Source organism: Vibrio porteresiae DSM 19223 (assembly GCF_024347055.1).
Taxonomy (GTDB): Bacteria; Pseudomonadota; Gammaproteobacteria; order Enterobacterales; family Vibrionaceae; genus Vibrio; species Vibrio porteresiae.
Window position 1 is genome coordinate 443,005 of the sequence record NZ_AP024896.1, and the last position, 20,048, is coordinate 463,052.

At 45.6% G+C, this 20,048-nt stretch carries 15 protein-coding genes; 9 read left to right on the top strand and 6 right to left on the bottom strand.

Annotation, left to right across the window (positions count from 1 at the left end; translation table 11 throughout):
• The first annotated feature begins 4 nt into the window (after positions 1-4).
• Positions 5-2,440, top strand: a complete 2,436-nt coding sequence (locus OCV11_RS18615; protein WP_261897957.1) for an ABC transporter permease — start codon at positions 5-7, stop codon at positions 2,438-2,440.
• A gap of 380 nt (positions 2,441-2,820) precedes the next feature.
• The gene (locus OCV11_RS18620) at positions 2,821-4,263 is read left to right on the top strand and encodes an FAD-dependent oxidoreductase (RefSeq protein ID WP_261897522.1); all 1,443 of its coding nucleotides are present in this window, start codon (positions 2,821-2,823) and stop codon (positions 4,261-4,263) included.
• Positions 4,264-4,318: 55 nt separating this feature from the next.
• Here OCV11_RS18620 and OCV11_RS18625 read toward each other — a convergent pair whose 3' ends face one another.
• A complete protein-coding gene (locus OCV11_RS18625) occupies positions 4,319-5,059 on the bottom strand; it encodes a 5-oxoprolinase subunit PxpA (RefSeq protein ID WP_261897523.1) in 741 nt (246 codons plus the stop codon).
• 303 nt (positions 5,060-5,362) lie between these two features.
• Here OCV11_RS18625 and galE point away from each other — a divergent pair, with 303 nt between their 5' ends.
• Positions 5,363-6,379, top strand: coding sequence for a UDP-glucose 4-epimerase GalE (gene galE / locus OCV11_RS18630; protein ID WP_261897524.1), 1,017 nt, complete (start codon positions 5,363-5,365; stop codon positions 6,377-6,379).
• A gap of 156 nt (positions 6,380-6,535) precedes the next feature.
• On the opposite strand, the gene OCV11_RS18635 is transcribed toward galE, so the two are convergent.
• A complete protein-coding gene (locus tag OCV11_RS18635; protein WP_261897525.1) occupies positions 6,536-8,716 on the bottom strand; it encodes a TonB-dependent siderophore receptor in 2,181 nt (726 codons plus the stop codon).
• A gap of 279 nt (positions 8,717-8,995) precedes the next feature.
• Here OCV11_RS18635 and OCV11_RS18640 point away from each other — a divergent pair, with 279 nt between their 5' ends.
• Positions 8,996-9,961 carry a ShlB/FhaC/HecB family hemolysin secretion/activation protein gene (locus OCV11_RS18640; RefSeq protein WP_261897526.1) on the top strand — a complete coding sequence of 322 codons (966 nt, stop codon included), beginning with the start codon at positions 8,996-8,998 and terminating at the stop codon, positions 9,959-9,961.
• A gap of 97 nt (positions 9,962-10,058) precedes the next feature.
• Here OCV11_RS18640 and OCV11_RS18645 read toward each other — a convergent pair whose 3' ends face one another.
• Positions 10,059-11,054 carry a glycosyl transferase family 90 gene (locus OCV11_RS18645; RefSeq protein ID WP_261897527.1) on the bottom strand — a complete coding sequence of 332 codons (996 nt, stop codon included), beginning with the start codon at positions 11,052-11,054 and terminating at the stop codon, positions 10,059-10,061.
• A gap of 262 nt (positions 11,055-11,316) precedes the next feature.
• The gene (locus tag OCV11_RS18650; protein ID WP_261897528.1) at positions 11,317-12,522 is read right to left on the bottom strand and encodes an aromatic amino acid transport family protein; all 1,206 of its coding nucleotides are present in this window, start codon (positions 12,520-12,522) and stop codon (positions 11,317-11,319) included.
• Between the two features lie 490 nt (positions 12,523-13,012).
• Between OCV11_RS18650 and OCV11_RS18655 the strand changes: the two genes are divergently transcribed.
• From OCV11_RS18655 to OCV11_RS18665, 3 genes are all read left to right on the top strand, one after another.
• Positions 13,013-13,135, top strand: coding sequence for a hypothetical protein (locus OCV11_RS18655; RefSeq protein ID WP_261897529.1), 123 nt, complete (start codon positions 13,013-13,015; stop codon positions 13,133-13,135).
• Positions 13,136-13,201: 66 nt separating this feature from the next.
• Complete coding sequence (locus OCV11_RS18660; RefSeq protein ID WP_261897530.1) at positions 13,202-13,783, top strand: acyl carrier protein phosphodiesterase; 582 nt, start codon at positions 13,202-13,204, stop codon at positions 13,781-13,783.
• A gap of 36 nt (positions 13,784-13,819) precedes the next feature.
• A complete protein-coding gene (locus OCV11_RS18665) occupies positions 13,820-15,106 on the top strand; it encodes a DEAD/DEAH box helicase (protein WP_261897531.1) in 1,287 nt (428 codons plus the stop codon).
• Between the two features lie 79 nt (positions 15,107-15,185).
• Here the strand turns inward: OCV11_RS18665 and OCV11_RS18670 are convergent, their stop codons facing one another.
• Positions 15,186-15,911, bottom strand: coding sequence for a TetR/AcrR family transcriptional regulator (locus OCV11_RS18670; protein WP_261897532.1), 726 nt, complete (start codon positions 15,909-15,911; stop codon positions 15,186-15,188).
• A gap of 239 nt (positions 15,912-16,150) precedes the next feature.
• Complete coding sequence (locus OCV11_RS18675; protein WP_261897533.1) at positions 16,151-16,672, bottom strand: NUDIX hydrolase; 522 nt, start codon at positions 16,670-16,672, stop codon at positions 16,151-16,153.
• 264 nt (positions 16,673-16,936) lie between these two features.
• Between OCV11_RS18675 and OCV11_RS18680 the strand changes: the two genes are divergently transcribed.
• Positions 16,937-18,580: an ATPase RavA domain-containing protein gene (locus OCV11_RS18680; RefSeq protein ID WP_261897534.1), complete on the top strand. Its 1,644-nt coding sequence runs from the start codon at positions 16,937-16,939 to the stop codon at positions 18,578-18,580.
• Between the two features lie 9 nt (positions 18,581-18,589).
• Positions 18,590-20,035, top strand: coding sequence for an ATPase RavA stimulator ViaA (gene viaA / locus OCV11_RS18685; protein WP_261897535.1), 1,446 nt, complete (start codon positions 18,590-18,592; stop codon positions 20,033-20,035).
• Positions 20,036-20,048: the final 13 nt, after the last annotated feature.

Sequence of the window (20,048 nt, forward strand, 5' to 3'; positions counted from 1 at the left end):
GTTAATGACCAAAGGTCAGTTAAATGGCCGCTTATTGCGTTGGAGCCTAGCCGAAATTCGCCATGGAAAACTCTGGCCACTTGCGCTTGCACTGATTCTCATCATCGCTTGCGTGTTTGCCTTGACCGCGTTGGCTACTCGTATGGAGCAGGTGGTGGTCAAACAAGGTAAAGATGCCTTAACCGCAGATACCGTGCTGGTTTCTGGCAATCCCATCACTAAGCCAACTTGGCAAGCTGTCAATAATCTGCCTCTGACTACGTCACTGTTAACTCGGTTTGGCACCATGGCATTTAGCGCCGATGACAAAATGCAATTGGTCACGGTGAAAGCGGTCGACAGTGCTTATCCTCTGCGCGGAGAGATGCGTCTAATTAGAGCCAATAATCAGGTTGATCAACACGTAAAGCCGGGTGAGCTTTGGTTAGATGAACGGCTGTTCTCTTTACTGGACGTCAATGTTGGGGACCGTTTGAGCATTGGTGATGCCGACTTTACGATCTCTGGGCGAGTCGCCGAAGAACCAGGGCTTAGTTTTAATCCTTTCCAACAAATGCCGGCAGTGCTTATTCATCAAGATGATGTGGCCAAAACCGGTGCTGTGCAAATGGGGAGTCGAGTTCAGTATCAACTGTTTGTTAATGGCAGCAATCGCGCGATTGAGGCACTGAAACAGCAAGTGGTGTTAACGCCAAGCGATCGCTGGCGTGATCAAAGCAGCACCAGTCGCACCAGTGATGTGTTTGAGCGCACTCAGCAATACCTCTCTTTGGCGGTCGCAATAGTGATTATCATGGCGGCGACGACCTTGGTATTGACCTGTCAGCATTATGTCGCTTCTCGCCAGCAAACCATTGCTATGTTGAAGAGTCTAGGGGCAAGTCGCACTTGGATTGTGCGTTGGCTGCTGATTCAAACCTTGGTGCTCTATGGTGTGGCAGCTGTTTTCGGCAGTTTAGTTGGGGTTGGGTTAGAAATGCTGCTACGTGTTCCGTTAACTGACATGCTCCCCAATCCGTTACCCAGTTATGGGTTGGCTCCATTAGGTTTTGCTTTACTCACAAGTCTTTTGATCGCCATACCTGCGCTAGGCATTCCACTCGATCGGCTGCTGATGATTCGTGCGGCTCAGGTGATGAATGAGGGAACGGCGAAAGGTCGCAAAAGAGCGTGGTGGCTTGCATTATTACCTATGGTCGCTTTGATTTATGTCTATCAGGGCAACACGCTGATTTGGCTAGTATTAATCGGTATGGTGGTGCTGTTTATATTGCTCGGTATTGTTGGGCTACTGATCACCAAATTGACGAACTACTTGCCGTTAAGCCCAACATTTAAACTGGCTATCGGTCGACTACAACGTTCTGGGTCTGCAAGTGCTTTGCAATTTGGCGCTTTGTCACTCTCATTGATGCTGCTTGCGGTGATGTGGTTGGTGCGCACCGATTTATTGGCCGATTGGCAGCAAACACTTCCGCCAGATGCGCCCAATGCCTTTGCCATTAACATCGCGCCTTATGAAAAAGAGAGCTATCTACAGGAACTGGATGCGGCGCATGTTGAACGATCTCCGGCGTATCCCATCTCGCGTGGTCGTTTAACGCTAATCAATGGGCAAAATGCGAAAGAGCGTGCAAATGGTCGGGAAGGGGAAGATGCGCTAGGTCGTGAGCTGAATTTTACATGGGGTGAAACCTTACCTGATTACAATCCTATTGTTGCAGGCAGTTGGCACGCTCAAGGCGCGGTTTCGGTCGAAGAAGATCTCGCGAGAGATCTCGGGATCAACATAGGCGATGAACTGACGTTTGTGATTAACAGTGAAACGTTTACTGCAAAAGTGAATACCCTGCGTCATGTAGAATGGCGTCAGATGAAGCCCAACTTCTATTTTATTTTTAGCCCTGATGTGATGGCATCGGTCCCTGCCACTTGGCTAGTGAGTTTTCGTCTTAGTGCCAAGGATGACCAGTTGCTAGTGACGCTTTCTCGCCAGCATCCAACGGTGAGCTTAATTGATATCCGCTCAATGGGAGCCAAAATTGAAAAACTCCTGCAGCAGATTGTGTGGTCCATGACTGTGTTGGCGGGACTAGGCGTTGTCGCGGGGATTTTGCTAATTTTCACACTCCTGCGTCTGAGTTTGAGCCAACGGCAACAAGAGATTCAACTCTATCGTACATTAGGGGCAAGCAGACAACGAGTGATTCGCACGATCTGGGCGGAATTTGGGTTGCTGGCGTTAGTGGCAGGTTGGGTGGCATGTATTGGGGCTGATGCCGTGGTCGGCGCGATTATGATCTACGGCTTTGATATGCAACCTAAGCTTCATTTTATGCTGTGGATAGTGCTTCCGATAGCAACATTTGCCATCTTAGCTGTGGTAGTGAGCAGTTTGCTTCGTCGTTTGTTAATCCCTTTAAATAAAGCGTTTAGCTAGCTTTTTCTTTTCTGATAAATTTAGTTATCCACAAAAACAGTGGATAAAGTTTTGGATAACTTGGGCTGTTGATAACTTGTACTATGGCGCTAGCCTTTATAGCACCGTTGGATCAGCCCAATTCGTTATGCACAAAATCGAAAAACTGACGATCACGAAGATCTCAGTCAAGCTTTTTTTTTGAAATATTTGGCTTGAAAAAAACGTATTCACGTATACGCATATTGTTAGTACCACAAGTCGATTCGCCATTCGTTTGCTTCGCTGTTACTATGGTGTAAGTTATGATGGATAAAGGCTAAGACCGCGTAAAATTTGTGATTTTTTTCACAATCGACTCGCTTTAGAATGGCCGCACAACAATGATGAGTAAGAGTGTAATGGTAAAGACAGACCTGCAAACCAACCGACCTAAGATCGCAATTATTGGCGGCGGTGTGGCTGGCGCTACGGCGGCAGTGCATCTAGGTGAATTAGGTCAAGACGTGCTTTTGATCGAAAAGGGCGAAGGTTTGGTCAATGGACCACCGATCTGCCACTTGCATGCGGGAGGCAATCTCTATCGCGAGATTTCTGAGCAGCAATGCATTGAATTACTTCGTCAATCATTAGAAACGGTACGACTTTATCCACACACCCTGAATAAGCGTCCAACCGTGATTGCAGTGCCACACAGCGATCCGGGTGATCCGTTGGAGATCTTACCGCGCTTAAATACGATTCGTTCGGCCTATCAACGCTTGGTCGATGAAGATGCTCGTAATCAACTGTTGGGTAATCCACAAGACTATTTTCGCACCTACAGTCGCACAGAACTTGAGGCACTGCAGCAATGCGTCCAGCCTCAGCATCCTAGCACCGTCGATGAATGGATGATTCCCGTCGTACAAAATATCGATCTTGATGCCATCAAGTATCCGCTGATTGCTGTGCAAGAATATGGCTGGAGCGTATTTCGTTTAGGCGCGAGCGCCGAGTTAGTGCTAGAGCGTTTACCTAATTGCGATGTGCGCACGCAAACCACAGTGATTGATCTCGAATACACAGGAACACAGTGGCAAGTCACGTTACTGAGTGAGCGTGGTATTAAAGAGCAGGTTCTGGTCGACTATGTGATTAACGCTTGTGGTTATCAGACCGGTTCTATCGATGACATGGCTCGTCACTATCGTAAGCGGTTGGTGGAGTTTAAAGCGGCCTATGTGACGCATTGGCCTGATTGCCAGCAGCTATGGCCAGAGGTCATTTTCCACGGTCAACGTGGTACACCTAATGGTATGGCGCAGCTTACCCCGTACGCTGATGGGGTGTTTCAACTGCATGGTATGACTGAAGGTATCACGCTGTTTAAAGACGGTTTGGTAAGCTCAGATTTACGCTCTGCCCAGCCAGTGTTACCTAGCTATTTGCAAGCGAAGCTAAATCAAGGCTGGAGCTTAGATGCTCAAATTGAACGTACCGATCGTGCTATTTCTCACATGAGCCAGTTTATGCCGAAGTTTCGTTCGGCGAGCATTGCGGGCAAGCCACTGTTTGGTGCGCAGCAGATCCCTGGCGACGATGCCACCCTACGAGCTGCTGACGTGAGTTTCGAAGACGACCATTATGCCCGTATTGAAATCGTCAAAGGCTCATCAGCCCTATCTGCAGTGCGAAAGATTGCTCAAGAGTGGTGTTTGGTCGCTGAAAACGCATCTCAAGATATCGAGTTAACTCATCCTGTGAGTATGAATCTCACCGCACAGCAGGTCGAAGCTAAAGCATTGGATATGGCGGATGAACGCGGTTATCCACAAGCGTTAGCACGAGTGGTGGGTGAATAACCGCTGCTTATCTTACTGGTAAACTGTGGTTTACCAGTAAGAGGGCGAAGGTGCGTTATGGATTGAGGTGGTAGCGTATCTTTTCGATTAACGCGATTGCCTCGTTATTATCACCATGCACGCACAGCGTGTCGGCTTCCATTGGAATAACGAATCCATCCGCGCTGGTAACTTTGCCATAGCGCACAATCTGTTTTACTTGATTGATAATATCTTCTTCTTTGGTCAAGACGGCACCCGCTTCGCTACGTGGCATTAAACGGCCATTACCTTGATACGTCCGGTCGGCAAAGGCTTCAAACAGCAGTGGTACGTCATACAAATCGGCGATATCCAAAAAATCTTGATTGTTAGCCGTTGCCATAATCATTAACGGGACATTAAAGCAAGAGACAGCATCGACCACGGCGCGAAACACATCGGGCTGTGTCATCATGTCGTGATAGAGCGCACCGTGAGGTTTAACGTAGTCTAGACGCGCATTTTTACTCTCACACAAGGCTTTTAGCGCCCCGATTTGATAGATCAATAGCTCACTGATTTCTTGTTCCGAAAACGCCATCGCTCTCCGGCCAAAGCCCTGTAAATCAGGGTAACTTGGATGAGCGCCAATCATCACTTCATGTTCAATAGCCAGATCAATAGTGCGGCTCATGACATGAGGATCGGAAGCGTGAAAGCCACAAGCAATATTGGCCATGTCAATCCAAGGCATTACTTGTTCATCTGCGCCCATTTTCCAAGCGCCAAAGCTTTCGCCCATATCGCAGTTTAACGTAATGTTTCGTATGGTCACTTAGCGTATCCTTTTGTCCAACCTGCGCCCATTTAAAGCCTAGTCATGAATGTTCGATTCGTGCAGAAAAACGCGTGGCGGATGTGCAAGTTTTTCTGTGTGCTTGAGTATTTCGCCTAAGCTAATACTTTCGACGTAATGCGCCGAGTGTAACCTAAGTTACTGATCACACGCTAACCCCTTTTCTAAGCCGAGATCAGGGTAATGTCAACGTGGGGTTAATCTCTCGGTTTGACTCGGTAAGGCCGTGATTTTCCTCTGATTAGCCGTTACAATCAGGCAAACATTAAATGGAGGCTAGGTATGAAGGTTTTAGTTACAGGTGGCATGGGCTACATTGGTAGCCACACGTGCATTCAAATGATTGAGGCAGGGATGACGCCTGTTATTCTTGATAACCTCTACAACAGTAAAGCCAGCGTACTCGAGCGCGTAGAGAAAGTCTCTGGTGTTAAACCTGTCTTTGTGCAAGGTGACATTCGTAATAAGGATTTGCTTGTCAGCACTATGCAACAGCATGGTATTGAAGCGGTCATTCACTTTGCTGGTTTAAAAGCGGTTGGTGAATCGGTACAAAAACCACTGGAGTATTACGATAACAATGTGAATGGAACGCTAGTCCTTGTGGCTGCAATGCGTGAAGCTGGCGTGAAGTCATTAGTCTTTAGTTCGTCTGCCACTGTGTATGGCGACCCTGCGAGTGTGCCAATTACCGAAGATTTCCCAACCAGTGCAACCAACCCCTATGGACGCAGTAAATTGATGGTGGAAGAGTGCTTAACGGATTTCCAAAAAGCGAATCCTGATTGGAGCATTACGCTGCTACGCTATTTCAACCCTGTTGGTTCTCATCCATCGGGTGAACTTGGGGAAGATCCTCAAGGTATTCCAAACAACTTGATGCCGTTTGTGTCTCAAGTTGCTGTTGGTCGTCGTGAATTCCTTTCAGTGTTTGGTAGCGATTATCCAACCAAAGATGGTACTGGCGTGCGTGATTACATCCATGTGATGGATTTGGCTGATGGCCATGTTGCTGCGTTAAACCGTGTTGGTCAACAAGCTGGCTTGCATATCTATAACCTAGGTACAGGTAATGGTTACAGTGTGTTGGATATGGTAAAAGCGTTTGAAAAAGCGTGTGGTAAACCGGTGCCATATAAGTTGGTTGAACGCCGCCCAGGTGATATTGCGGAGTGTTGGGCTGATCCAAGTAAAGCTCAGAACGATTTAGGTTGGAAAGCGGTACGTACCTTAGATGAGATGACTCAAGATACTTGGCGTTGGCAATCTCATAACCCACAGGGTTATCCAGAAGTTTAGTGCGCCGTTGCTAAGGTAAAAACTTGCTCTGGCAAACACTTGCACCGTAAAACTTGTTACGGAAAATAAATAAAAAAACCACTGAGTATTTCAGTGGTTTTTTTGTCAGTTGCAACCCATCTCATTGCTTTCGGATTGTGAGCCCTGGCGCGATTGTTACATCGCACCAAACGCCATGCTGACATCTAATGTCGCATTAAACGGTTGTCCTACAGCGATAGAGTAGGCAGAACTACCGATGGAAGAGGTGTAGTAAGTCTTATCAAAAATGTTGTTCAAGTTAAGCTGAACTTTGATCGGATTGGTGGTATGGAACGTGTACGCAGCAAACAGATCGGCTATGGCATACTCAGGTAAGTAATAGCTGTTGTCGTTGTCACCTGCGCGTTTGGATGCGCCATGCACACCACCACCGTAACGAAGATCATCGTTATCTTGCATTAGGTTACCATGGTCATACGACAAGAACAGAGACGCCGTATGTTTTGCTACGTTAGGTAATGCTTTACCTTCGTAATCTGGATCTTTGAGCACTTTGGTATCGGTATAAGCGTAGCTACCAATCGCTTGTAGGCGTTCCGTTAGCTGCGCTGTCATATCAAATTCAATACCTTGTGAACGAACTAGACCCGCGGTGTTGTATACAGTACTGTCATTAACCGTTTCTGAGTAAGCCACGTTTTTCTTACGTGCGTGATACGCGGCTAAAGTGGCATTAAAGCGCTCATTAATGTCGAATTTACTGCCGACTTCATATGAGATGCCTTCTTCTGGGTCTAAGTTACCGTACTCACTGGTGATGGAGCTGTTGGGTCTAAATGTTTTACCCACGTTGGTATAGAGGGAAACCATAGGATTGAGTTTCCACACTAAGCCAGCGTTAGGTAGCAGAGCATTACCATCTGTATCGGTATTTTCTGTATCGCCCCGACCAGCCACGATGTCATATTGTTGGTAACGTAAACCACCAACTAAGATCCATTCATCATTAAGGTGGAACTGATCTTGCCCGTAAACGGAAGCGGTGTTGATGGTTTCATATTCCAAAACAGAGCTTGAAGAGTCATAAGTACACCCTTCCATCTCGCCATAAGTAGGATCGTTGACATTAAAATTAGAGTTCTTATTACAGTTTTGTAGTTTTGAACGGCGAGTCTTTTCATTGTCGTATGATGCGCCAAACAACAGATCATTTTGTTTTTGGAACAGATCAACACTTCCAGTCAAATCACTGCGAACCGCATGTGTTTTCACTTTGTAGAAACCACGAACGTCCGCGCGACGAGTCACTGCGCCAGTCTCTGAGTTGTAACCTAAGGTACGAACTTGATTGGCTTTAAAATCGTCTTGCGAGTACGCGTAACGCGTATCGAGATTCCAAGTGTCATTGAGTGCCTGATTTAGCGTAACTTTTGCCATATCAGAATCACCTTCGTATTTTGAAAGTGCTTCGTCTAGGCGAGTGCGTCGGCTGACATCAACAAATTTATTTTTGGTTGTGTCATAGATGGTGCCACGATCGTAAGGAATCAGGTAATGCTGGTGGAAGTATGAGACAACCAGTTCAGTGCTGTCGGTACTCCACATCAATGATGGCGCGACAGTCCAATTACGGTTGGTGCCAAAATTGCGCCAGTAATCGCTGTCTTCATATTCGCCGATAAAACGGTAGGCAAAGTTACTGTCGCTAATGCCATCGGTAATATCCATACCGTATTTTTGACCATAACGACCAGCCCCCATCGCCGAGAGTTTGGACCATACTTTGGCACCAAATTCGGTTTGTGGCTTTTTCGTCACCACGTTCACCATACCGCTTGGATCTAACACGCCGTAAAGGGTGGATGAAGGACCTTTAAGCACTTCAACTTGTTCGGTCGTGACGTTAAATGAATGAGGTAGCGCAGTTTTGAGGCCGTCTGTTAATACTGAACCATCACGAGAGGAACCAAAGCCACGACGAATGATCGCGTCTTCTTTACCGCCGATATCGTTGGTCTGAGTTACACCACTGACGTTGGTCAAAGCATCAATCAACGAATCCGATTCTTGATCTTGCAATACCTGAGAGGTGACGGTAGTGACTGCTTTAGGAATGTCCATGATGGAGGCATTACTGCGTGTCGCCACCGAACTGGTTGGCATTGTGTAGGTTGTTTTATGCTGTTGCCCCGTCACAACGATGGTTTCTGTTGTCTGGGGGTTAGCCGCGGCCTGTCCGTCTTCAGCCAGTGCTGGTAAAGAGAGCATCGCAAGGAAAAGAGGCGAAAATGTAAAGTGTTGCTGCCAAGTTCGCAAAGTGTTACGGCGAACAATTAAAGAATCGAATGAAGTCATTGTTGTACTGCTTATTAACCAACGTCTCTGTTATGAAACGTATTGCAAATTGTAAAAATGTGAATACCAAAGGTCGTTTTTTCTCATATATGTAAGACAAATACAAATGATTTTCATTAGTAAGCTCAATAAAGTGAAAATTATCGATAACCTAAGTGAGTGTTCGATGATCCTAATGAGGTATTTGATGTGATATTGATCGACTGGATTGCGTGTCGTATTGAAATTGATCTTAAGAATGAATGAAAATTGCCAACATTGAGAATCGGAGGTGATATTGTGTCTGTCGGCAAAACCATTTTAAGTCTAGCGTTAATGAGTAGCTCTGCGATGAGCTGGTCTGCGCCTTTGCTTAATCTGAATTCATCAAATGAACGCTGTGAGCCGGCTGATCTGACATTTGACTCTCTTGCTATTTCTACATCTTATGTAACAGAAACAGGATGGGATAGAGCATCCTGTCAACCTTTGACGACCAAGCTTGTTCCGGTTCGTTGGAATTTAGCACCAGCCGCATCATCTCGTCTTTGGCAATGGTACTCCGTTGAGCCATTAGTTGATGCTATTCCTGCACTGGGTTCGGTTAGCTTTGCATTAGGGCAAGCCGTTTTAAAACAAGAAAAAGTCGATGAGCTTTTAAGAGTGCGCACTGAGCAAAGCTCTCGTATCAGCTTGTCGATGGAGTACAGCACCAAGCTTTTCGATAACGATTTGACCTTGGTTCCTATGGTGAGCCGCACCACGTTGTGGACTGAGTCTGAGAGTGGTTCTAGGCAAGCGCTGGATACCTATCAACAGGTTCATAAAGAAGAATTGACCCTTAGCTATGGCTATCCATTAACGTCCAGTCTTGGTTACTCAACTTATCTTTATGGGATCTGGAGTTCAGACCGAGTGGGTAATGCACCTGTTTCTGTGGTGAACGATTACGCTCTGCATGGCTTTGAGTTCGTGCAAACTACCGGAAGCGAAGGATACTTTTGGCGTAACGACTTTCATTATGATCTTGGCGATATCCAAGATGTTGGTACTGTAATGACCGTCCTCTCTGTCGATATGGGGCAAATTGGTCAAGATAGATTTTACACACTCGCGAATGACACTGTGGTTGGCGCGGCACTCTCAGTGATGTTAGCGCATCCACGTTATGAAACCACCTTATCATTAGGTTTACCGGTGGATCATCCAAGTGAGTTCTACACGGATCAATACACCCTCTACTACTGGTTCAAGTTCAAACTCTAAAGTACAAATTAGCTTAATTCTCTATAGACAAAGCCGTCTATTGCTTATGGCAGACGGCTTTTTGTTTGCGTTCTATTTTCTCATCAACGATGAACAATCATTGAACTGATTCAGGCGTCGGTTTGGTTTTATTCCAAAGCCAAGGCCAAACTGGGGCAGATTTGGGTTGAGGTAGCTGGGACAGGTCGAAATAACGCTCTGCGACCAAATAGCTAAGTAAACGCTCTTGATCGCGCTGTTTAAATTGTTCGACCCACAAGTTAGCGTTGGCAATGATCTGTTCTGCTTCCTGTGGGTGGGCTAGATAGTAGTCCATTTTTTCAATCAGGTCGGAAAAGTCATCTTTAAGCTCAACGTAATGGACTCCAGGAACCAGTTTCCCTTCCATAAACCATGTCTCATAGACCAGTTTAGGTGTCATCACCAGCGAATTAGAGGACATGATCCATTTGAGGTTGGTTGCTACATCTTTGCCTTCTAAGCTCAGAATAAACTTATAGTTAAGCTGATCTTTGATGCTCATTTTGGGCAAAACATAGTGCAGCTGATCTGCATCTTCAGTATCGGTGCGACCTACGTTGCAGCGAGGATGGTGAAAATAGTGTTCTAAAAGTAGACGTCGATTCGGGCGAAAACCACTGCCGCGCCAAACCACTTGATCCGACTTCTCGCTAAAGCTTAAAGAATCTCTTACAAAGCGATAGTGTCGAATTTCATTTAGCTTTAGCAAAATCGAGTTTTGATTGTTGCCTGCAATTGGGCGACTTTTCACAAAAGTAGGAGAGCTCGGGACCTCAGTGACATCACCATGAATAAAGTCAAAATCGAAATGGGGTGCAAACCCTTTGATCACTTTGAGCATGTCGTAATAGTAAGTGCTGCCACAATTCTTTCGAAATTCTGATACTGGTTTAGCGCTAGCGGTCGTGGTGAAACTGGATTGAACTTGATGGTAGTAGTTAAGCCGATGTTGTAATGACTGACGTTGTTCAGTGCTTAGACGGTTGAGGCGGAAATTGACATATCCGCGCATGATTGGATTGGGAACCAGGCTATACATCACGCTGGATAAGTAATAATTTATTTTGCGCATCCCAACTCTCTTTTTTCTTTCACCTTGATGACTTTGACTTTTTGATAGCGATGCAGGTGTAGCATGCAATCCGTCAAGTCGAACCCTATGGTGTTGAGTGTGCTGGGGGAAAATGACAGTTCAGTTGCACTAAAGCGACAGAGTGTTGAACTTTTTATGGATCGAACAAAAATAGGCGGTACTAAAAGCACTTACCCCAGTCGCACCGAATGATGGACTGGGGTAAGAGTAAAGAGGTGTGGTTGGTTGCGGCAGTGAGCGATTAACCCAGTGCTGGTAGAACACCTGCAGTGATGAGAAGTTGCACGCCAATGATGAGTACACCTGCGACACCGGTAAGAACAAGAGCTGGAGTACCACCACTGACTTGGTATTTCGCTGACGACGCTTGTTGGCGAACTTTTACTACCATAAACAGAGGTAGGAAAATCGCTAAAATCGCTAGTGCAATCGCCGCGTAACCCAATGCCATGATAAAGCCTTGAGGATAAAACAGAGCGAATGCGAGTGGTGGAACAAAGGTAATGGCTGCAGCAACCGGACGATTCATCGTTGCGTTACTGTTCTTACGCAAAATGTCACCAAGAAATTCAAACAGACCTAAGCTTACACCCAAAAATGAGGTGAGTAGGGCTAGGTCAGCAAAAATGCCAATCACATTGCTCAGATTGGAATGATGAACTTTTACCGCCAAAGTGCTGATCAGGGCAGATAGGCCAGAGTTATCCACCAACTCGGTTTGGCTGACCACGCCAAGCGTCACAAGCTGCCAGAATACGTAGATGATCAATGGAATCGCAGAACCCAAAATAATCGCTTTACGCAGTGCCGGAGTGTCGCCGTCAAGGTAGTTTACGATCGCCGGAATGCTGCCGTGAAAACCAAACGAGGTGAAAATTACAGGAATAGCGGCCACGATTAAGCCTTGTTGTAATGGCATACTCAGCAGGTAAGATTCGGTCACATTGGGCGCAAGGAAAAAGAGTACCAACACCATGGCAATGATTTTGCCAGTGAATAGGACGCGGTTAACGCGGTCAACTGTACTTGTACCAATAGTCACGACCGCTGCAACAATAATGGTAAATACCAGCGTACCCACATGACCTTGCAAATCTAACCCTAGCATATCGTGCATACGGTCGGTAAATTGCGCACCACCACCAGCGATGTAAGCGGCACATAGCGAATAGAAAAGAAATAGCATGGCAAAAGTAGCAATCCACTTGCCCTTCTCACCTAAAATTTGTTTCGCTAGTGTATGCAACGTCGCGTTGCTGTCAGCGTATTGATGGATCTCAACCATCAACAGGGCAGTAAATGACATCAGTATCCACAACGCGATCATGATCATCAGCGATGTAGAAAATCCAATTCCAGCAGAGGCAAGCGGTAGGGCTAGCATACCTGCACCAATGGTGGTGCCGGCAATGATCAAAGTACTACCTAGAAGCTTTGATTTCATCATAATGTAAACTTTATTATACGAATTAATGTGTTTGCTAAAGAGTATTGTTCGATTGTTAGTCAACTAACTAGCAGTTTGTTGTGTTTCTTCCGCTATTTTCTAAGACTTAATCTTGCCAGTCAATCTATTTGTAAAAATAAAAATCCAAATTTGTACAATTAATTTTACAGTTGCTTTTTGATGCAAAGTGGTGGTGACAGGGATGTCGAATTTGTGTTACACGTAGAGGCTCGCTTTGTGCTTGTCATCTATTTGACATAAAAGCGATATAAAAAGGACACAACGACATTGGTTTCGTTGCATTATCTGGCCAAGCTCTTGAAACTCGTGTTCGTCGACACGATATATAGGTTTAGCTAGGTAGTACCCAACGTATTGGGATAACTCAAATGAGCGTTTCATAACAAGTGAATGTGGCGATAGGCCAACCCATTGATAAGTGGTTATTACGAATACATCGGGGTTAATAATGATAAGAAGGAGGTCGACTATGAGTGACCAAATGAACAAGCAAGACGATAGTCTTGAACTGTTAGATGCAATGGAGATCGGTTTTGATCTTACTGAGTATCAAGAAACTCGTAGTGATGAAAGTGAATCATCACACGCATAACTCAAGTAGCCAGCGCCTAGCGCTGGCTTAAGTTTTTCTCCACTTCTGTTTTTTCTCTAGTACTGCATGAATTATCTCGCCCATTTGCACATCGCTGATCACGTTGAAAGTAATTTGCTTGGTAACCTGCTTGGAGACTTTGTTAAAGGTTCGCCACAAGCTCGTTTTAGTGAAGACGTCGTGCAGGGAATTTTGCTTCATCGTTGGGTGGATGCTTATACCGATACCCATGAGCTTATTAAACAAGCCAAAACTCTTTTTCCTAAGCCCTTACAGCGTTTTGCTCCGATTGCCTTGGATATGTTTTGGGATCACTGTTTAGCAACACGTTGGCAAGAGTTTTCCCAATTGGCATTGCTTGAGTTTGTCGTTTCTGCTGAGCAACAAGTGAAATCATCCTACGAGCCTGATTTACCTGAGCAATATCTGCGAGTGACCGAGCGGATGTGGTCTGGACGCTGGCTTGAGTCTTATCAGGAGATGGACAACATTGAATTTGCGCTAAAGCGTATTGCTACGCGCAGTGAACGTATCGCCCCCGTGGCGCGTTGTAGTGAGAGTTTATTGACTCACTATGCTGAGTTGCAGGCGCTATTTACCGATTTTTATCCGCAAGTGTTAAACGAAGCCAAACGGATTCAGTTCTGATACAATTCGCGTCCTTCACGGTAACAGGTAAACATCATGTCCGAAAAGACGCCAGACACCCCATCAACATTCGCCCAATTAGGCATCAATCCGGCTTTGATTTCTCAGCTTCAATCTTTGCATATCCATCAGCCAACGCCGATTCAAGCACAAGCAATACCGCATGTATTGGCCGGACGCGATGTGTTGGCTGGAGCACAAACCGGTACGGGTAAAACCGCAGCTTATGGCTTGCCTTTAATTCAGCGTCTACTTGATGATCAAGCGGCACAGCCTTTGACTAAAGGTGAAGTGCGCACGCTTATTTTGGTTCCAACCCGTGAATTGGCTCAGCAGGTGCTCGATAATCTAGAGGCTTACGCCCAAGGCACCTCTTTAAACATCGTTGCCGTTTATGGCGGCACCAGCATGAAAGTGCAAGTGAATAAGCTAGTCGCCGGAGCCGATATTTTGATCGCAACCCCGGGTCGTCTGCTTGATCATGCTCATGTTAAGACGTTGAGTCTTGCGACCACGCAAACCTTAGTGTTGGATGAAGCTGATCGCATGTTGGATATGGGCTTTATGCCAGACATTCAACGAGTACTGCGCCGCTTACCTAAAGAGCGACAAACGCTGTTTTTCTCTGCCACGTTTAATGCCAAAGTAAAATCCATTGCTTATCGAATGATGGAAGCGCCAGAAGAGGTGCAAGTCACGCCACAAAACTCAACGGCAGAAACCGTTGAGCAGAAAGTGTACCCGGTGGATAAAAAGCGTAAACGTGAGCTTTTGGCCTACTTGATTGGTTCGCGTAACTGGCAACAGGTATTGGTCTTTGTAAAAACCAAACAAGGCAGTGATGCGCTGGCGGATGAGTTGAAATTGGACGGCATTAAAGCGGTCTCGATTAATGGCGATAAAAGCCAAGGCGCACGTCAAAAAGCGCTTGATGATTTCAAAGCAGGGAAAGTGCGAGCTCTTATTGCCACCGATGTGGCGGCACGCGGGTTAGACATCGCACAATTAGAGCAAGTGGTGAACTTTGATATGCCGTTCAAAGCAGAAGATTACGTACATCGAATCGGTCGTACGGGGCGAGCTGGACATCCAGGGCTTGCGGTGTCCCTTTTGGCGCGCGACGAAGAGCCGATGCTTACTGCGATTGAGCGTTTACTCGATCAGCGTTTACCTCAAGAGTGGTTAAGCGGTTTTGAACCGACATTTAGTGAATCTGTGTCAGATGAGGGAACCACAAGACGCAACAGCCGTTCATCAGAAAAACGGAAACTCAAAGCTAAGCTGAAGATTCATGCTGGACGTGGTAAACACGGCAGTAAATAGCGAGTTTTGAGCACAGAGCGTAAAACGAAAAAAGGTGGCTAGGCCACCTTTTTTAATCTGTGTAACGGTTTACTACCATTTAGGCCGGTGTGATATCACCCCAGTCGCATTTCATGTCGTACACCAGTTCTTGCACACTTTGGGGATGTTCTATATAGGCTTCATCGACGTGATACTTGGCGACTAATGTTTGGTTAAACAAGTTGAGATGCAGCAGCAAACACTCATCAAGATTGGTGGTGACATGAGACCAGGTTTCTTTCAAGAAAGGGGTTAGGCTCGCGGCACTGTGTGCAAACATGAGTAATTGCCATTTCATTTCCCACACATTCAAACTCTTATCTGGGAATTGGTGATTATATTCAGTGGCTAACTCTTCAATAAGATGCTCGATTTCACCAGCGGTACCAATGTAATAATCGAACAGCGCTTCTTCTTGACGTACGGAATCAGCAATCAACTGAATCGGTTTGCGGTTGACTAAACTGTGCGCCAGTAAACGCAAAGTGAAACGATACAGGATAATGTTCGCGGGCGTTTCCTGCGGTATGTGCGATAGGATCAATTTCATGTACTGAGACATATAAGAATGCAAACCATCACTGATCGCATGCCAAATTTTCTCTTTGCTACCAAAGTGATGGCGCAACAAGCTGTGCGATACACCTGCTTTATCGCTGATTTGGCGCAGTGACACTTTGGCGTAACCAAATTCACAAAATAGGTCCGCCGCGACCGTAAGAATGATAAAACGGGTTTTCAGTGCGTCTTCTGCACTACGGCGCCCTTGTCGTTTTTCTGTCATGTTTACACTAAATTATTATCGTCGTTGTAATTAATTCGCTGGATGCACGAGCCTAAGTGGTTGTGCGCTCCAGATCAACTAGTGGCAAAGATAGTTGGGTTTATTTTAGTAAAAACTAAACCTAACCGTTTGTTTATTCGTCACTTGATTCATGAGAATACAACGCTTCAATGAAATCACAGAGTCTGATTATAGGATAAAGTCTTTACCCTAGTTTACAAAAAGGGTAACAAAAAGAGTCAATCCAAATATCCGCACAGTTTGGCTTTATAGAGACAAGCGATGGTTTTTGAATCGCTAATTTCGCCATTGATGACCATAGTTTTAAGCTCAGAGAGTGAGTAACAACGAACTTCAATAATCTCATCTTCATCACACTCATAACGTGCTGTTTTGTGTAATCCTTTGGCAATGAACAGATGTTGGATTTCATCGCACATGCCTGCCATCGGGGTGAGCTGACCTAATGCCGTCAATTCTTCTGCGCTGTAGCCGGTCTCTTCTTCCAATTCTCGTGCGGCACAGGTTAGCGGATTTTCGCCTAACTCCATGGTTCCTGCTGGAACTTCGAGCATCCATTTGCGCAGAGAGGGTCGATATTGATACACCATGACAATTTTGTTTTCTGCAGTGATAGGAATGATGACTGCCGCACCAGGATGCGCGATGGTGGTGTGAGTAATGGATTTGCCGTTGGGAAGAACCATCTCTTGCTCGGTAAGTGCGATGGTCTTTTTCCACTGATGAATGATTCTGTTCATGACGTTAATCTTATAATTTTCCCTTTAATGGGTGTGTACCATAGCGCAAATTGGGTTTTTAACCCAGATACATTTGGCGTTTTCGTTAAACTAAGGTTGCTATTCTGCCTATATTTGCAAACAATAAATAAAGAAACATAATGAAAAATATGGTCATTGAATTAAAAATTGCGCACAAATGAACAAAAGTACAAGTTTGCAGCGCAATGCAACAGAAGCATGACATGAAAATACAGACTCTATTTGCTAGCCAAGGAACCCACTATGATTTCATCGCCTAAGGCTAACCATGCAAGCAAGGCCTTGCTTTGTGAACGTATCAATAAACTAGCAAAAGCATTAAGTGAAGGGGTTTATGAGCGTGAACATACGATCAAACTCTGTTTGTTAGCTGCCCTCAGTGGCGAAAGTGTGTTCCTTTTAGGACCCCCAGGAATTGCCAAAAGCTTGATCGCAAAACGTTTGATTCAGGCTTTTGATCAAAGCAGCTATTTTGAATACTTAATGACCCGCTTTTCCACGCCTGAAGAGGTGTTCGGTCCACTAAGTATTCAAGAATTGAAAGATAACGGCCGTTATGTCCGTTTAACCGAAGGTTATCTACCTACCGCTCAGGTGGTTTTCTTAGATGAAATTTGGAAGGCTGGGCCTGCAATTCTTAATACGCTCTTAACGGTGGTCAACGAAAAGACGTTTAAAAATGGCAACATCATTGAAAAAGTGCCTATGCGTCTTTTGGTCTCTGCATCTAACGAGTTACCGGAAGAAGACAGTGGTTTAGATGCGCTCTATGACCGTATGTTGGTGCGTCTGTTTGTGAACCGAATTCAAGACAGACAGAACTTTAAGTCGATGTTAACCGTCGGAACTCCTCAAGAAGCTCGAGTACCACCAGAGCTGACTATTACCGATGAAGAGTATCACTTGTGGCAACAAGAGCTTGAGCTAATGACGATTAGTGACGAGGTCTTCGATAAACTGTATCGAGTAAAAACGCGCCTCGAATCCCATGAGAAAGAGGTAGAAGATCTTTATGTTTCTGACCGGCGCTGGAAAAAGGCCGTTAAGCTTATTAAAGCCAGTGCGTTCTTTAATGGCCGTGACAGTATCAACCCGCTCGATCTTTTGTTGCTTGAGCATTGCTTGTGGAACTCGCCAGAATCCAGAGAGATAGTCCAGTCTGTGCTCAAAGAGTATGCGTTAGAAGATGCCTTTGATCAGAAGCAGGTGGAGTTTAAACTCAATAACGCTAAAGAGTCGCTGAGCGACATTCAGCAGGAAATTGAAGAACAATTCGCGATGAATTTGCGTTTAGAAACCTCAACAGGACTGCGCAAGAAACAGTCATATCACTACGATTTTAGCCAAGCTAAACATTACCAAGTTGGCCCCACCAAGACTTTAGTGAAATTGGTGTTACTGCAAAGCAACCTTTCCGTATCTGAATCGGAAAAAGGGGATAGCCGCTGGGTATATGTGCCTCACAGTGAACTAGAAAAAGTCATGAAAGAGGGGCAGGGTGAGGCGTACGGTTATGTCAATCACAACACCAATATGTGTCGTTTGCGCTTTGAGCTGGATGCACAAGAACGTTTAGTGATCAAAGACATAGCAAACCGCGCTGTGCTAACTGCTTTGGTAACCCATCAGCCATTTGCCCAAGATGAGCATCAAGAACGGTTGGCTCGAGCCCAGCATGCACAAGCCGAAATTGCTGCCGCCGATCAACATTTGAAACGAGTAAGACAGAAATTCCATGCGGCATTACCACACAGCTTTATTGATCCAGCGTTACCAACCGCGATGGAAGCGCGCATTGTGCAATTGATGTCCCAGTTAGAACAAGCCGAGCAAGAGAGCGAAAAATCCGTGTTACGCTTAAGTCAGTTGGAGCAGTTCTTTGCTTGAGGTTAAAACATGCTAGGTGCGGATGGATTGAACTTAGCCTTGATGATCGCAGATTCCGGCATCATTGATGCGGCGGTGAACGATTTAATGGGGCGCTCGCAGGTCATGATGATGGCTGAGCACCGTGGGGTGGGGACCTCAGTACGTAAGCATCTGCTCAAATGGCGCAGCCAAGTGCGAGATCGCATCACCAAGGTGGGTCAAACTGAACGTCTACAGCAGGAAATTGCGCTGTACCAAGAGGTTATCCATTGGGATGAGGAGCAGTTTTTTGCAAAGATGCCAGAGCTCGTTAGTCAGTTAGAGTGGCATTCGCCGTTCTACCGAAAAGCACATAAGTTGATGGAGAAAAACAAGGGGCAAGATAACCCGATGTTTGCTCACTTCTTCTGTGCTGAATGGTATCAAGCCTTACAAGATTCCATTCGCCAAGCACAAGTCCTGGAACTCGAAGCCAATAAAGAGAAATTATTGGCAGACTTGTACCAGCGTATGGAAACCATGCGCAACATGAAAAGCGTGACGGAATCGGGTGATGAACAGAGCATTGGTCGTCTATGGGATATGGCCTCTGCTAAATTGAGTCGCACCGATTTATCAGTGATGAAACGCCACGCCAATTTCTTGATGAAGCAAAAAGGGTTACAGGAAATTGCCGATCAATTAGGAAGAATGGCGAGCGAAGTCGATGATCCCAGCTTGCAGCATGCTCCCACGGAAGATGTCTCTTGGGTCGAAGAGCAATCGGATCTGGCGACTGACGATATTGTTGGGGTTCATGAAAGTGACGATTTAAATAAAATCTTACCCAACGAAACGCTGTTTTTGACTTACCCTGAACTGGAAGTGGTCTTTTATAAGAGATTGATTGATAAAAGATTAATGAACTATCAGACCCAAGGTAAGTCCCGTACGCTACGCAAGGTAAAAACACGTAAGCCAGATCGCAAACATGCTGATGTGGAGAAAGGTCCGTTTATTCTCTGTTTGGATGCTTCGGGATCTATGAGCGGTTTTCCTGAGCAGTGTGCAAAAGCTTTGGCATACGCCTTGATGCAAATTGCATTAGCAGAGGATCGCGACTGCTATGTGATGCTGTTCTCAACAGAGTTCATTACCTACGAACTGACACGCCAAGACGGTTTGCGTGAAGCCAGTGACTTTTTGAGTTACTCCTTTCATGGCGGAACCGATTTTGAACCCGTCATTTTGCACGCTATAGAGCGAATGGGAAATGTTCGTTATCGGAATGCGGATTTGGTGTTGGTGTCAGATTTCATTGCGCCTAAGCAGCCGGATCAAGTGATCGAACAAATAGAACGTTTGAAACGTCAGCATAACCGCTTCCATGCTGTTTGCTTGTCACGATTTGGTAACCCAGAACTAGTGAGTATGTTTGATCACTGCTGGCATTATCATCCAAGTTGGATGGGACGTTTGATAAAACGCTGGTAGGTAAAATGTGGCA

Excerpts from the sequence above, each read along its gene's own strand:
- OCV11_RS18615 (WP_261897957.1), top strand. The coding sequence starts at position 5 with ATGACCAAAGGTCAGTTAAATGGCCGCTTATTGCGTTGGAGCCTAGCC.
- OCV11_RS18620 (WP_261897522.1), top strand. The coding sequence starts at position 2,821 with ATGGTAAAGACAGACCTGCAAACCAACCGACCTAAGATCGCAATTATT.
- galE (WP_261897524.1), top strand. The coding sequence starts at position 5,363 with ATGAAGGTTTTAGTTACAGGTGGCATGGGCTACATTGGTAGCCACACG.
- OCV11_RS18635 (WP_261897525.1), bottom strand. The coding sequence starts at position 8,716 with ATGACTTCATTCGATTCTTTAATTGTTCGCCGTAACACTTTGCGAACT.
- OCV11_RS18645 (WP_261897527.1), bottom strand. The coding sequence starts at position 11,054 with ATGCGCAAAATAAATTATTACTTATCCAGCGTGATGTATAGCCTGGTT.
- OCV11_RS18650 (WP_261897528.1), bottom strand. The coding sequence starts at position 12,522 with ATGATGAAATCAAAGCTTCTAGGTAGTACTTTGATCATTGCCGGCACC.
- OCV11_RS18655 (WP_261897529.1), top strand. The coding sequence starts at position 13,013 with ATGAGTGACCAAATGAACAAGCAAGACGATAGTCTTGAACTGTTAGAT.
- OCV11_RS18660 (WP_261897530.1), top strand. The coding sequence starts at position 13,202 with ATGAATTATCTCGCCCATTTGCACATCGCTGATCACGTTGAAAGTAAT.
- OCV11_RS18665 (WP_261897531.1), top strand. The coding sequence starts at position 13,820 with ATGTCCGAAAAGACGCCAGACACCCCATCAACATTCGCCCAATTAGGC.
- OCV11_RS18670 (WP_261897532.1), bottom strand. The coding sequence starts at position 15,911 with ATGACAGAAAAACGACAAGGGCGCCGTAGTGCAGAAGACGCACTGAAA.
- OCV11_RS18675 (WP_261897533.1), bottom strand. The coding sequence starts at position 16,672 with ATGAACAGAATCATTCATCAGTGGAAAAAGACCATCGCACTTACCGAG.
- OCV11_RS18680 (WP_261897534.1), top strand. The coding sequence starts at position 16,937 with ATGATTTCATCGCCTAAGGCTAACCATGCAAGCAAGGCCTTGCTTTGT.
- viaA (WP_261897535.1), top strand. The coding sequence starts at position 18,590 with ATGCTAGGTGCGGATGGATTGAACTTAGCCTTGATGATCGCAGATTCC.